The sequence below is a fragment of the Enterobacter sp. ZOR0014 genome, assembly GCF_000798855.1.
In the GTDB taxonomy this organism is placed as follows: Bacteria; Pseudomonadota; Gammaproteobacteria; order Enterobacterales; family Enterobacteriaceae; genus Enterobacter; species Enterobacter kobei.
In genome coordinates this window covers 1-13,797 of sequence record NZ_JTLF01000113.1, presented here as the reverse complement: position 1 = coordinate 13,797, position 13,797 = coordinate 1, and the positions used below count along the sequence as shown (strand labels likewise).

The 13,797-nt window shown below is 56.2% G+C and carries 12 protein-coding genes; 4 read left to right on the top strand and 8 right to left on the bottom strand.

Annotation, left to right across the window (positions count from 1 at the left end; all coding sequences use genetic code 11):
* The 6 genes from ghrB to L977_RS05600 form a co-directional block, all read right to left on the bottom strand.
* Nucleotides 1–908, bottom strand: a 908-nt coding sequence (ghrB, locus tag L977_RS05625) for a glyoxylate/hydroxypyruvate reductase GhrB (protein ID WP_047625231.1), incomplete at its 3' end; no start/stop codon positions are given.
* 26 nt (nucleotides 909–934) lie between these two features.
* Nucleotides 935–2,215 (bottom strand): MFS transporter, encoded by a 1,281-nt coding sequence (locus tag L977_RS05620; RefSeq protein ID WP_047625230.1) that lies wholly within the window; start codon nucleotides 2,213–2,215, stop codon nucleotides 935–937.
* Nucleotides 2,216–2,349: 134 nt separating this feature from the next.
* Nucleotides 2,350–3,288 (bottom strand): sugar kinase, encoded by a 939-nt coding sequence (locus tag L977_RS05615; RefSeq protein ID WP_023336572.1) that lies wholly within the window; start codon nucleotides 3,286–3,288, stop codon nucleotides 2,350–2,352.
* A 3-nt stretch (nucleotides 3,289–3,291) separates the two neighbouring features.
* Nucleotides 3,292–4,041, bottom strand: coding sequence for a sugar phosphate isomerase/epimerase family protein (locus tag L977_RS05610; RefSeq protein WP_032645129.1), 750 nt, complete (start codon nucleotides 4,039–4,041; stop codon nucleotides 3,292–3,294).
* 103 nt (nucleotides 4,042–4,144) lie between these two features.
* Nucleotides 4,145–5,161, bottom strand: coding sequence for a LacI family DNA-binding transcriptional regulator (locus L977_RS05605; protein WP_014882049.1), 1,017 nt, complete (start codon nucleotides 5,159–5,161; stop codon nucleotides 4,145–4,147).
* Nucleotides 5,162–5,305: 144 nt separating this feature from the next.
* Nucleotides 5,306–5,968, bottom strand: coding sequence for an OmpA family lipoprotein (locus L977_RS05600; protein ID WP_010426241.1), 663 nt, complete (start codon nucleotides 5,966–5,968; stop codon nucleotides 5,306–5,308).
* A 212-nt stretch (nucleotides 5,969–6,180) separates the two neighbouring features.
* On the opposite strand from L977_RS05600, the gene L977_RS05595 reads away from it, so the two are divergent.
* Nucleotides 6,181–8,460 (top strand): molybdopterin guanine dinucleotide-containing S/N-oxide reductase, encoded by a 2,280-nt coding sequence (locus tag L977_RS05595; RefSeq protein ID WP_014882050.1) that lies wholly within the window; start codon nucleotides 6,181–6,183, stop codon nucleotides 8,458–8,460.
* On the opposite strand, the gene L977_RS05590 is transcribed toward L977_RS05595, so the two are convergent.
* Both L977_RS05590 and tag read right to left on the bottom strand, forming a co-directional pair.
* On the bottom strand, nucleotides 8,423–8,869 hold the full coding sequence (locus tag L977_RS05590) for an N-acetyltransferase (RefSeq protein WP_014882051.1): 447 nt from the start codon (nucleotides 8,867–8,869) through the stop codon (nucleotides 8,423–8,425). The genes L977_RS05595 and L977_RS05590 overlap by 38 nt on opposite strands.
* Nucleotides 8,847–9,428, bottom strand: coding sequence for a DNA-3-methyladenine glycosylase I (gene tag / locus L977_RS05585; RefSeq protein WP_023338921.1), 582 nt, complete (start codon nucleotides 9,426–9,428; stop codon nucleotides 8,847–8,849). Before tag ends, L977_RS05590 begins: the two co-directional genes overlap by 23 nt.
* Before the next feature lie 162 nt (nucleotides 9,429–9,590).
* Here tag and L977_RS05580 point away from each other — a divergent pair, with 162 nt between their 5' ends.
* From L977_RS05580 to eptB, 3 genes are all read left to right on the top strand, one after another.
* Nucleotides 9,591–10,289: an autotransporter domain-containing protein gene (locus L977_RS05580; RefSeq protein WP_023336578.1), complete on the top strand. Its 699-nt coding sequence runs from the start codon at nucleotides 9,591–9,593 to the stop codon at nucleotides 10,287–10,289.
* Between the two features lie 238 nt (nucleotides 10,290–10,527).
* Nucleotides 10,528–11,730 carry an L-lactate MFS transporter gene (locus L977_RS05575; protein ID WP_014882054.1) on the top strand — a complete coding sequence of 401 codons (1,203 nt, stop codon included), beginning with the start codon at nucleotides 10,528–10,530 and terminating at the stop codon, nucleotides 11,728–11,730.
* Between the two features lie 236 nt (nucleotides 11,731–11,966).
* On the top strand, nucleotides 11,967–13,661 hold the full coding sequence (eptB, locus tag L977_RS05570; RefSeq protein WP_014882055.1) for a kdo(2)-lipid A phosphoethanolamine 7''-transferase: 1,695 nt from the start codon (nucleotides 11,967–11,969) through the stop codon (nucleotides 13,659–13,661).
* The last annotated feature ends 136 nt before the right edge of the window (nucleotides 13,662–13,797 follow it).

Below are 13,797 nucleotides of genomic sequence, written 5' to 3'. Positions count from 1 at the left end.
TCCACTGCGGTAGCCGCCATGTTGTAGCGTGTCTCGTGCGTGGCAGAGCCGATGTGGGGCAGGGCGACGACGTTTGGCATTTTCAGCAGTGGAGAATCCACCGGCAGTGGCTCCTGCTCAAACACGTCCAGACCGGCGGCGTGGATCTCGCCATTTTGCAGGGCTTCAGTGAGCGCCTGCTCATCCACCACCGGGCCACGACCCGCGTTGATGAAAATGGCGGATTTCTTCATTTTTTCAAATGCGGATTTGCCAATCAGGTGACGTGTTTCATCCGTCAACGGCAGGATCAGGCAGACAAAATCGGCTTCCTGCAACAGCGTATCCAGCTCACAGTAACGCGCGTTAAAACGTTCTTCCGCTTCATCGTGGTGACGGCGCGCGTTGTACAGTATCGGCATGTTGAAACCAAAATGCGCGCGCTGTGCCAGCGCCAGCCCGATACGTCCCATACCCACGATGCCCAGCGTTTTTCCGTGAACATCCACGCCGAACCAGTCCGGGCCAATGCTTTTTGTCCATTCGCCTGCTTTAACGCGCTCGGCCACTTCAACCACGCGACGGGCGGTGCTGAGCACCAGCGCCATCAGCGTGTCGGCCACGGTTTCCGTCAGGGCATGCGGCGTGTGCATCAGCAGGATTTTGCGGGCGCTCAGGGCATCCACGTCGAAGTTGTCATAACCTACTGAAACAGTTGAAGTAGCACGAAGCTTCGGCATTTTCTCCAGCAGGGCGATGTCCACTTTCTCGCTTGAACCCAGCAGGCCTTCGGCGCTGGCGAACGCATCGGCATGCTGTGCCACGGTCTCCGGACTCAGGTTTTTCACCTGCGTGACGGTGAAGTGCTCTTCCAGGCGTTTCTGCAGATCTTCCGGCAGTGCTTTATACAAAATGACGGACGGCTTCATGCTAATCTCCGTTGATTTTTAAGGATTCAGGCGTGGCGTGCGCCGACGGGGTGCTGTTGATTATTAGCAGGCTTAACAATCAGAGTAAGCCACACGGAGGCAAAAAGCGCCACCCCCATAAAGATGTACGATGCGGATGGGCTGCCGGTGGCTCCGTTCAGGTAACCAACAAGCCAGGAGCCGCAGAACGAACCCAGCGCGCCCATGCTGTTAATTAATGCCATGGCACCGCCCGCCACGTTACGCGGCAGCATCTCCGGGATGATGGCAAAGAATGGACCGTACGGGGCGTACATGGCGGCACCGGCAATGACCAACAGGGTATAAGAGGCCCAGAAGTGATTCGCGCCCACGGCCCAGGAGCCGATGAAGGCAAAAGCAGCAATCAGCAGCAGCGGCCAGACGAACACCTTACGGTTTTGCAGCTTATCCGACGCCCAGGAGGCGACGATCATGGCGATGGTCGCAGCCAGATACGGTACGGACGAGAGCCAGCCCACTTCAACCATGCCGAGATTCTCACCGCCGCTGCGGATGATCGACGGCAGCCACAGCACAAAACCGTACACGCCGATACTCCAGGTAAAATACTGCGCGCAGAGCAGGATCACGTTACGGGAGCGGAAAGCTTCACCGTAGTTACGTACCGCCTTCAGACCCTGCTGTTCTTTATCCAGCTGCGCCTGGAGCGCCGCTTTTTCATCTTCGGAAAGCCATTTCGCCTGGGCAGGTTTATCTTTCACCAGCACCCACCAGCAGAATGCCCAAATCACTGCCGGAACCCCTTCGATGATGAACATCTCGCGCCAGCCGAAGGACTGGATCAGGTAGCCGGAGACCACCGACATCCACAGTACGGTGACCGGGTTACCTAGGATCAGGAAAGTATTCGCGCGTGAGCGTTCAGATTTGGTAAACCAGTTGCTGATGTAAATCAGCATCGCGGGCATGACCGCCGCCTCAACGACGCCAAGGATAAAGCGAATGGCGGCCAGGGCAGGAATATTGTTCACCACGCCGGTAAGTGACGCACAGGCGCCCCACAGGATCAGACAAATGAAGATCAGCTTACGCACGCTGCGGCGTTCGGCGTAAATAGCACCGGGGATCTGGAAGAAGAAATACCCCAGGAAGAAGAGGGCGCCCAACAGGGATGAGACGCCCTTAGTGATCCCGAGGTCTTCGGTGATCCCCGCCGCGGATGCGAAACTGAAGTTGGCACGATCAAGGTACGCCAGGCTGTACGTGATAAACACGATTGGCATGATGTACCACCAGCGTTTTACTGCATTGGTCGAACTGTTCATAGGCTTGCCTCTGTTTTTGAGGTTGTTACCGCCGTTGTCTGTAGGGTACACGGTGGTTTGTTTTGTTGAGTGCGGTTTGTTCCCCTCACCCTAACCCTCTCCCCTCTGGGGAGAGGGCCGGGGTGAGGGGGAATTTACATGCCGAGCTGTGCTCGTGTCGGTAATCCTTCGCTGTCGCCCTGCACCTGAATGGCCAGTGAGCCAATCTTGTTGCCTCGTGCAACCGCCTGCTGCAGCGGTTTGCCTTCCAGCAGCGCGCTAATTACGCCCACGGCAAAGCCATCGCCCGCGCCGACGGTATCGACGACGTTCTCGACCTTCACCGCCGCGACCGCGCCTTGCTCGCCTTCGGCGGTTTTAAACCATGCGCCATCGGCGCCGGTTTTCAGCACCACGGCTTTTACCCCTTTATTCAGGTAGAAGTCAGCAATGCCTTCCAGTGTATTTTCGCCGGTCAGGATCATCCCTTCTTTCAGGCCCGGCAGAACCCAGTCCGCCCTGAATGCTAGCCGGTTAAGCTTCTCGATCATTTCCGCTTCGCTTTTCCACAGCACCGGGCGCAAATTTGGATCGAAAGAGATCGTTTTGCCCTGCGACTTCATGCTCGTTGCCGCATGATCCAGCAGCGTATACGAGCTGGCAGAGAGCGCCGCCGCCACGCCGCTCAGGTGCAGATGGCGCGCGGAGGCAAAATAGTCGGCGTGGTAATCTTCTACGGAGAGATGGCTGGCGGCCGACCCTTTGCGGAAATACTCCACGATGGGATCGGTTCCATTTTCAACTTTAGACTTAAGCTGAAAGCCGGTGGGGAAGCGTCCGTCGAGCGTAACGCCTGCGGCATCAATCCCCTCTTTTTTCAGCGAATCGAGAACGAAGTGGCCAAAGCTGTCATCGCCCACGCGGCTGACCCAGCCGACGTTCAGGCCCAGACGCGCCAGGCCGGTTGCGACGTTCAGCTCTGCGCCCGCCACGCGTTTGATAAAGTGCTCTACCGCGCTCAGCTCGCCCGTTTCGGTGGCGACAAACATCGCCATGGCTTCACCAATCGTGATGACATCCAGCGTCTTGTGCATGATTTACTCCTCGCGCAGCAGGTTGACGTAATGGCGGGTAACGGCGGTTAAATCCGCCCCTTCCAGCGGGAACTCGATACCGCGCGGGGCATCGGCAGGCAGCTGGCCAAGCAGATCCAGCCAGCGGGAATCGGCACCGTCCGGCGCGACGGCGCGGAAGTTATCTTTATGCGGAACGGCGGCTTTAACGTGGATATAGCTCACGGCAGGCGCCAGATGACGCGCGGCCTCTTCCGGGGAGTCACCGACCCACAGCCAGTTGCCCATGTCAAAGGTCAACGTGACGGGAAGCGCCCTTTCGCGACAGGCGGCCTGAAAACGTTGCATCGGTGCAAGCTGGCCGCAGTCGGTCTGATCGTTTTCCACAACCAGCGCTATACCGCTGGTATTGAGCAGAGTACGTAAGGCATCGAGAGGCTGCGTGTGGCTAAAATGGCCCAGGGAAACCTTCAGCCACAGCGCGTTCAGGATGCTGGCTTCTGAGAGATACCGCGGCAGGTCCGGGTTGAGGGTACCATCGGGCATAAACAGGGCGGCAGGTGCGGAGTAACACGCCAGCAGGCCCAGAAGCTCAATGGACTCACCGAGCGCAGGCAGCGCCAGTAACTCTTCGCTATTGAACAGCTCGCGGCGGATCTCCACGCCGTCGGCGCCTGCACCCGCAATAACGGGAAGCATCGCCCGCTGACCGCCCGCCTGTCGCACCTGCTCCGCGCCATACGCGGCGGTGACCACCATGATTTTCCTGCCCATCTTCGGACTCCATCGCAACATATCAATACTATTACGCTAGATGGAACCGGTTCCAAAGAAAAGCTCAGGATGTCGAATTTATGATCGCTATCACAAGGGGAAATTAACGTGCGGTGGAGCCGCGGACGATCAGCTCGCCGGAGAAGACCTGCTCGCGTACGGCCTCACTGGTGCCTTCAATACGACGAACCACTTGTTCTACAGCAGCATAGCCAATCTGCCAGGTGGGCTGTTTGAGGGTGGTAATGCCGACGCCAGCCAGCTCCGCCCACTCCAGTTCATCAAACCCCAGCAGACCGATATCGCTGCCCCAGTGCAGGCCAATACGCTTGAGTGAGCGGGCAACCTGCAGGGTTAGTGCCCCGTTGGCGGAGATAACGGCTTTGCGCATCCCGCGATGGCGCGTGTGGAACTGGCGTAGGGTATTGTCGAGCTGATCGGCTTCGTGAAGCGGCGTTTCGGCATTTTCGGCGATCACGCCGGGATAACGCGCCAGCGTGGCACGAAATGCAGCCAGCCGATCGCGTCGGGTATTTACCATGCCCAGCGGTTCGCTCAGAAAGAGAATCGCCTCGAAACCTTGTTCAATCAGATGCTCGGTCGCGGTCGTGGCGGCCTGGGTGTTATCCAGCCCGACCACATCGCAGGCGAATTCCGGGATTTTACGGTCGATGAGGACCATGGGCAGGGAGGATTGCTGCAGACGGTTCAGCCCCTCTTCACGCATGCCCACCGCGTTGACCACAATCCCTTCCACCTGGTAGCTGCGCAGCAGATCGAGATAGTGCAACTCCTGGTCGACCTCATTGTTGGTATTACAGACCAGAGGCGTAAAACCTTTTTCGCGGCAGGCGGCTTCGATACCGCTGAGCACGTTTACAGAGTAGGGGTTAGTGATATCCGCGATGATAAGTCCGATAAGGCGGGTGCGGCCACGTTTGAGCCCGCGGGCCATCAGGCTGGGGCGGTAGTCGAGATCGGCAATAGCCTGTTCAATACGCGCCAGCAATGCATCGGACAATAGATGTTTCTCGCCGTTAAGGTAGCGCGAAATGCTGGTTTTACCGGTTCTGGCGGCTTTCGCCACGTCGCTGATGGTGGCCCGGGCTGGTTTGCTCATCGCTGATTTCCCTGAATTTAGTGAGAATACCTTAACGGGAAAATCGGACGAATCAAGTAATTTGCCCGGTGGCGCTGCGCTTACCTGGGGTGCGGTCTGGTGCCCTCACCCCAACCCTCTCCCACGGGAGAGGGAGAAATGCGATTACTGAATTGGACTCAACGTAATCTCTACGCGACGGTTCTGCGCTTTACCTTCCGCCGTGCTGTTGCTGGCGATAGGGTTGGCAGGGCCCATGCCGCTGGTGCGGATGCGGTTCGCTTCCACACCCTGGGCGATCAGCGAGCTGGCAACGGAATCCGCGCGCTGCTGTGACAGACGCATGTTCAGATCCTGGCTGCCGGTGCTGTCGGTGTAGCCAATCACGTTCACGGCGGTCTTGTTGTACTCTTTCAGCACCATCGCCACGCCGGTCAGCGTGTTCGCACCCGCTGGTTTCAGCGTTGCGCTGCTGCTATCAAAGGTCACGTTGTTCGGCATGTTCAGAATGATGTTATCGCCGCTGCGCGTCACGCTTACGCCGGTTCCCTTCATTTTGTCACGCAGTTTTGCTTCCTGCACGTCCATGTAATAACCGACGCCGCCGCCCAGTGCTGCCCCCGCCGCTGCGCCAATCAGCGCGCCTTTACCGCGGTCTTTCTTGGAGGAGGAGAGTGCCCCAACGCCTGCACCTACCAGTGAGCCGATACCTGCGCCGATGCCGGATTTACCCGCTTCGCGCTCACCGGTGTAAGGGTTGGTTGTGCAGCCAGAAACAGCCAGTGCACCGCTCACCAGAGCGGCAATAACGAGTACGCGTTTTTTCATCTTCTTTCCTTAATCCTTTTTATTCTTTGCCACGGCGTGCGTGGCAGTTGATTATGACGTCCAGATACGGAGAAAATTCCGGGTATAACTCTGAAATTTGTGACAAACCATAAACGGCCTCAGCAAGAAGGCCGTAAAACCTGCACGCAACCAGGAGCGCACGCTTGAGCACCTCAACGAAAACCATTCTGACCGCCGCCCACTGGGGGCCGATGCTGGTCGAAACCGATGGCGAAAATGTTTTGTCCTCCCGCGGGGCACTGCCAACACAACATCCCAACTCTTTACAGACCGTCGTTCGCGATCAGGTGCATAGCAAAACGCGCGTGCGCTGGCCGATGGTGCGTAAAGGTTTTCTGGCTTCGCCGGACAAACCGCAGGGTATTCGCGGCCAGGATGAGTTTGTTCGCGTGAGCTGGGATGATGCGCTGGCGTTGATCCACGCCCAGCATAAGCGCATCCGCGAACGTTACGGCCCATCGTCCATTTTTGCCGGATCTTACGGCTGGCGTTCGAACGGCGTGCTGCATAAGGCGTCGACGCTGCTGCAGCGTTACATGAGCCTGGCGGGCGGTTATACCGGACATCTGGGAGATTATTCCACTGGCGCTGCGCAGGCGATCATGCCGTACGTGGTCGGCGGCAACGAAGTTTACCAGCAGCAGACCAGCTGGCCGCTAGTGCTGGCGCATACCGATGTGGTGGTGCTCTGGAGTGCCAACCCGCTTAACACGTTGAAAATTGCCTGGAATGCCAGTGACGAGCAGGGCATTGGATATTTCGACGCGCTGCGCAAAAGCGGCAAGCGCATCATCTGCATTGACCCGATGCGCTCTGAAACCATGGATTTCTTCGGCGACAGCGCCGAGTGGATTGCGCCGCATATGGGCACCGACGTGGCAATGATGCTGGGTATCGCCCATACGCTGGTGGAGAACGACTGGCACGACAGTGACTTCCTCACCCGCTGCACCTCCGGCTTTGACCAATTTGCCGACTATCTCACGGGGCAATCCGACGGGGTGGCTAAAACCGCAGAATGGGCGGCAGGAATTTGTGGTGTTTCTGCTGACAAAATTCGCGAACTGGCCGCGTTATTCCATGACAACACCACGATGTTAATGTCCGGCTGGGGGATGCAGCGCCAGCAGTTTGGCGAGCAGAAGCACTGGATGCTGGTCACGCTTGCCGCCATGCTCGGGCAGATCGGTACGCCGGGCGGCGGTTTTGGTCTCTCCTATCATTTTGCCAACGGCGGAAACCCAACGCGCAAAGCGGCGGTGCTGGCTTCTCTGCAAGGTTCGGTGGCAGGCGGCGTGGATGCCGTGGATAAAATCCCGGTGGCGCGAATCATTGAAGCCCTGGAAAACCCGGGCGGTTTTTATCAGCACAACGGTCTGGACCGCCATTTCCCGGATATTAAATTTATCTGGTGGGCGGGCGGGGCGAACTTCACGCACCATCAGGATACCAATCGCCTGATCCGCGCCTGGCAAAAGCCGGAGTTGGTGGTGATTTCCGAGTGCTTCTGGACCGCTTCGGCCAAACATGCGGATATTGTGCTGCCGGCGACCACGTCGTTTGAGCGTAACGATCTCACCATGACCGGCGATTACAGCAACCAGCATATGGTACCGATGAAGCGCGTTGTGGCGCCGCGCGATGAAGCACGTGATGATTTTGACGTGTTTGCTGAACTGAGCGAGCGGTGGGAAGCGGGCGGTCGCGAACGTTTTACCGAAGGGAAAACGGATCTGCAATGGCTGGAGACGTTTTACCAGATCGCCGGGCAGCGCGGTGCGGCGCAGGGCGTAACGCTGCCGCCATTTTCTGCGTTCTGGGAAGCGAACCAGTTGATCGAAATGCCGGAAAGCGAACAGAACGCGCAGTTCGTCCGTTTCGCTGATTTCCGCCGCGACCCGGAGAACCATCCGCTGAAAACCGAGAGCGGCAAGATTGTGATCTACAGCGAGCGCATCGCCAGCTTTGGCTATGCCGATTGCCCGCCACACCCTTCCTGGCTGGAGCCAGACGAGTGGCACGGCAACGCCCAGCCGGAGCAGCTGCAGGTGTTATCTGCTCATCCCGCACATCGTCTGCACAGCCAGCTTAACTACTCCTCACTGCGCGAGCAGTATGCGGTCGCCGGGCGAGAGCCGATCACGCTGAATACCCATGACGCTAAAGCCCGCGGGATTGCGGACGGCGATGTGGTGCGCGTCTGGAATCATCGTGGTCAGGTGCTGGCAGGGGCGGTGGTCAGCGACGGGATTAAACCGGGCGTGATCTGTATTCACCAGGGCGCATGGCCCGATCTTGAGCCTGCCGAGGGGGGGATCTGTAAAAACGGGGCGGTTAACGTGCTGACCAAAGATCTCCCCAGCTCGAAGCTGGGGAACGGTTGTGCAGGGAATACGGCGCTGGCCTGGGTTGAGAAATACCAGGGGCCTGAGCTTACCTTAACGGCGTTTGATCCGCCTGCCAGCTCATAATCCAGGTCGGGTGCTGGGTATCGTCCTGCCAGGCGCTGTCTTCGATGCGAAAGCCCTGTGCATGATAGAAATTCACCGCCCGGACGTTTTTCTGATAGACCTCCAGGCTTAAATGCGGGAAGCGCTGTTGAACATGGTTCAGCAGCGCGCCTCCAATACCTTGCCCGATATACGTTGGCCTGACGAACAGCGCCCCCACAAACTGCGACTGTATAATGCTAATAAAACCACGCAGCGTACCGTCCTCTTCCCACACCCAGGTTTCCGCTGCAGGGAGGTAGACCTCCCGCACCATGGCTTCGTTCTCCTTCCAGTAGCTTGCGCTGATGAACGGGTGCGCTTCGGTGGTGCTTTCAAGCCACAGGCTCAGGAGCGGATCGGCATTGTCACTTTGCCACTTGCGGATCATGTTGCCTCCCCGGATGACAGAAGCAGCCGGTAACATGGTCATTGACCAGGCCACAGGCCTGCATAAAGGCGTAGCAGATGGTGGAGCCGACAAACTTAAAGCCGCGCTTTTTGAGGGCCTTAGAGAGCGCGTCCGACTCCGGCGTGGAGGCCGGGATCTCCGCCAGCGAGGTGGCCTGAGTGAGCTGCGGCGTGTTATTCACAAACGACCAGACAAACTCAGAGAAGGGCTCGCCGTTTTGCTCCATCGCCAGGTAAGCGCGGGCATTGCCGATGATGGCCTGGATCTTACCGCGATGGCGGATGATGCCAGCATCCTGCACCAGGCGTTCTACGTCTTCATCGGTCATGGCGGCGACGGCGACGGGGTCGAACTGGTGAAAGGCGTTGCGGTAGTTTTCACGTTTCTTCAGTACCGTAATCCATGACAATCCCGCCTGCTGTCCCTCAAGGCAGATCATCTCAAAGAGTTTTCTGCCCTCCGTCTCCGGCACGCCCCATTCCCGATCGTGATAGTCGATATAAAGCTGATCCTGGCTTACCCAACCGCAACGTTCCATCCGTTATCTCCCTTACTGATGCTGATTTCGCAAAATTTTCATTCCGTCTGTCTTGACGTGCCTGGTATAAAGACAATAGTTAATACAGGGCCATATGCCCGCTAAACGCTTCCTGAATAACGACAAATATCGCCGAACTCGGCTCTCTCTGGGGTCGCTTTGATGATGATAATAAAAATCAGTGGTCGCCATGCTGTTTCTGGCCTGGTGGGGATTTCAGCCTGCCTGTTGTTTTGTCATACAGCGTCTGCCTGGCAACAGGAATATATCGTTTCAGACGCCCAAAATAATACGGCGGAACGCTATACATGGGACGCGGATCACCAACCGCGTTATGAAGATATTCTTGCTGAGCGTATTCAGTCTTCGCAAAATTTGCCTGGGCTTGCCCTGGCTGTACCTTCAGGCGCCACCACGGACGCGGCGATGAGCCTGGGCTGGAATTTTCCGGTTTCAGCGCGGATAACCACCGGTCCGGTGATGTCCTGGCGGTATGACGGCTCGACGCCGATGATGATCAATGAGTTTGGCGATAGCGCGACGACGCAGACGCTCGCCGATCCGCTCTGGCATGCCAGCGTGAGCACGCTGGGCTGGCGCGTAAATACTCAGTACGGCGATCTTCGTCCCTGGGCGCAGGTGAGCTATAACCAGCAGTTTGGTGAAAACCAGTGGAAATCGCAGTTTGGCATGCCGCAAACGCCGGCCCCTGCTCAAAACGGTAGCTGGATGGATGTCACTGTTGGAACGGATATGCCTTTTAATACGCACATGGCGGCGTATGCGTCGCTGGCTCAGGGGGAACGCACCACGACCGGTGAAGAGTTTCTCTATACCCTGGGGGTGAGTGCGAATTTTTAATGTTGTTACTTTTTTAAACGTAGCGATAACATCTCGGAAACAATAACCACGGGCTTTACAGCGATAGCAGGTACTAACCTTCTTTCACTTTGTTCCCCGGCAAGGTCATTCATTCCCGATTCCAGGCATTTCATTCCGTTCCTCCTGCATTTCATGCCGTTTTACCCCATCACCGCTAGGGTTTTGTTTATCGTTGTCCTCAGCGAATTCTTCTAATTTCTGTTGCAGGACAACGGCCATGAACACATCAACTTATAACCGTACGCGCTGGCTCACGCTCTTTGGCACCATCGTCACCCAGTTCGCGCTGGGATCGGTCTATACCTGGAGTCTGTTTAACAGTGCGCTTTCCGACAAACTTGGCGCACCGGTCAGCCAGGTGGCGTTTTCTTTTGGTCTGCTGAGTCTTGGGCTGGCGATCTCGTCTTCCGTCGCCGGCAAGCTGCAGGAGCGTTTTGGCGTGAAGCGCGTGACCATGGCGTCCGGCATTTTGCTCGGTCTGGGCTTCTTCCTGACGGCGCATTCCAGCAACCTGATGATGCTGTGGCTGAGTGCTGGCGTCCTGGTGGGCCTGGCAGACGGTGCGGGCTATCTGCTGACGCTGTCGAACTGTGTGAAGTGGTTCCCGGAGCGTAAGGGGTTAATCTCCGCCTTTGCCATTGGTTCTTATGGCCTGGGCAGCCTCGGCTTTAAGTTTATTGATGCCCATCTGCTGGCGTCCGTTGGCCTCGAAAAGACCTTCATGATCTGGGGTGCCATCGTGCTGGTGATGATTCTGTTCGGTGCCACGCTGATGAAAGATGCCCCGCAGCAGGAAGTGAAATCCGTTAACGGCGTGGTGGAGAACGACTTTACGCTGGCGCAGTCCATGCGCAAACCGCAGTACTGGATGCTGGCGGTGATGTTCCTGACGGCCTGCATGAGTGGTCTGTACGTCATTGGCGTGGCGAAAGATATCGCCCAGGGAATGGTGAAACTGGATGCGGCAACCGCGGCGAATGCGGTGACGGTTATTTCCATCGCCAACCTGTCTGGTCGCCTGGTGCTGGGGATCTTGTCCGACAAGATTGCCCGTATCCGCGTCATTACGATAGGGCAGGTGGTCTCTCTGGTGGGGATGGCGGCGTTACTGTTCGCCCCGCTGAATGAAGCGACATTCTTTGCAGCAATTGCCTGCGTGGCCTTTAACTTTGGCGGCACCATTACCGTCTTCCCGTCGCTGGTAAGCGAGTTCTTTGGGCTGAATAACCTGGCGAAAAACTACGGGGTTATCTATCTCGGCTTTGGGATCGGCAGTATCTGCGGCTCGCTGATTGCCTCGCTGTTCGGCGGGTTCTACGTGACCTTCTGCGTGATATTTGCTTTGCTGATTATTTCGCTGGCACTGTCCACGACGATTCGTCAGCCGCAGCGTGAAGTCTATAAAGAAGCGCATGCCTGATTTAATGAAGAGAGGCCGCAGGGCCTCTTTTTTATCTCTGCATTGCCTTCGGACTTGTTATTTTGTAAAAATCTTCATCGATCACATTCTCTGCTGCCACTTTTCTTTCCCGCTGTGGTCTACTTATCGCGCTTGTGGACCTTTCTGATAACGGTTTCTCTCGCACCAACTTACTCTGTCTGCTTTCTCGATGAGATTCGGCGGGTCTTTATACCCCTTCCCCCAGGGTTGTTTGCATGAAATATATTAGGTCTCTTACCCAGCAACGATTGTGTCTGATGCTGGCTGTCTATATCGGTTTGTTTCTGAATGGCGCGGTGCTGTTCAGAAGAGTGGAAGGTTATTTTGAACACCTCACCGTAAGAAATGGAATTTTTGCCGCGATTGAAGTGTTTGGTTCCGTTCTGGCAACCTTCTTCCTGTTACGCCTGCTCTCACTTTTTGGCCGACGTACCTGGCAAATTCTGGCCTCGCTGGTGGTGATTATCTCTGCCGCCGCAAGCTATTACATGACGTTCATGAACGTCGTCATCGGGTACGGTATCGTGGCGTCGGTGATGACCACGGATATCGATCTTTCAAAAGAGGTGGTCGGTAAAGGCTTTATCGTCTGGACGGTGTTAACCTGCCTGATCCCGCTCTTCTTTATCTGGAGTAATACCTGCCGCTATACCTTATTACGCCAGTTGCGTACGCGCGGACAGCGGGTACGCAATATCGTTGTCGTTTTGCTGGCCGGACTGCTGGTATGGGCGCCTATTCGCTTAATGGAAAAACAGCAAAAACGAATTGAAAAAGCGACGGGCGTTGATATGCCAAGCTACGGTGGTGTAGTGGCTAACTCTTATCTGCCGTCTAACTGGCTCTCGGCATTAGGTCTTTATGCCTGGGCACAGGCGGACGAATCGAGTGATGTGAAATCGCTGATTAACCCGACAAAAAAATTCACCTATCAGGCACCTGCTGACGGACTGGATGATACTTACGTCGTGTTTGTTATCGGTGAAACAACACGCTGGGATCATATGGGTATTCTCGGTTACGACCGTGATACCACACCAAAACTGGCTCAGGAAAAGAACCTGGTGGCCTATCGCGGCTACTCTTGCGATACCGCGACGAAGCTCTCATTGCGCTGTATGTTTGTGCGTGAAGGCGGTGCGAGTGATAACCCACAACGCACGCTGAAAGAGCAAAACGTGTTTGCTGTGCTGAAGCAGCTTGGTTTTAGCTCCGATCTCTTCGCTATGCAAAGTGAGATGTGGTTCTACACCAATACGCTGGCGGATAACATCGCGTACCGTGAGCAGATTGGCGCCGAGCCCCGCAACCGCGGTAAAAACGTCGACGATATGCTGCTGCTTGAGGAGATGTCTGAGTCTCTGAAGAATCATCCGCAGGGCAAACATCTCGTCATTCTGCATACAAAAGGGTCACATTACAGCTATTACCAACGTTACACGCGCGACTTTGCAAAGTGGCAACCTGAGTGCGTCGGTATTAATAAAGACTGCAGCAAGCAGGAACTGATCAATGCCTACGATAACTCGGTACTGTATGTTGATACCTTCCTGAGCCGCGTGATTGACCAGCTGCGCGACAAGAAAGCGATTGTTATCTATGCGGCAGATCACGGTGAATCCATCAATGAGAAAGAGCATTTGCACGGTACACCGCGCAAGCTGGCACCGCCGGAGCAGTTCCGCGTGCCGATGATTATGTGGATGTCGGATAAGTATCTGGAAAACCCTGACAAAGCTGCAATGTTTGCTCATCTGAAAAAAGAGGCGGAGATGAAGGTGCCACGTCGCCACGTTGAACTGTACGACACCATTATGGGTTGTCTCGGCTATACCTCACCAAATGGTGGAATTAACGAAAACAACAACTGGTGTAAACTCCCTGATAGCACCGCAAAAGCCGCGCAGTAGCTGCTCTGGCGAGAATATCGCCAGTTGAATGGCTTTTTGAAAATAAGGGATTGACGGGGGCGCACCTCAGCAGTAAGATGCGCTCCGCATTCGGCGAGTAGCGCAGCTTGGTAGCGCAACTGGTTTGGGACCAGTG